The 284-nt window shown below is 61.3% G+C and carries 1 protein-coding gene; it reads left to right on the top strand.

All coding sequences use genetic code 11. From position 1 onward, the window contains the following. Positions 1-284: Ig-like domain-containing protein (locus AC0QHF_RS14870; RefSeq protein ID WP_324705008.1), on the top strand; the 284-nt coding region annotated here is incomplete at both ends.

Genomic DNA, 284 nt, shown 5'->3' with positions numbered 1-284 from the left:
CCCGACGCCGATGGGGAAGTGACCGTGGATATCGCGGCTAATGTGGCAGCGGATATCGCCGGAAACGATAACACCGCCGCGGCCGGGTTGACCCGCACCTACGATGTCACCGCCCCCGATGTCACCCTAACCACCGACGCCGAGGCAACAATCAACGCCCCCTTCACCGTGACAGCCACCTTCGGCGAAGCCGTCAGCGGGTTCGAGGTATCAGATATCACCATCAACAACGGCAGCGCCGACAACCTGCAAACCGCCGACAACATCACCTACACCTTCGACAT

Source organism: Lyngbya sp. CCY1209 (genome assembly GCF_055795065.1).
This window is presented reverse-complemented; position numbering and strand designations above follow the sequence as displayed.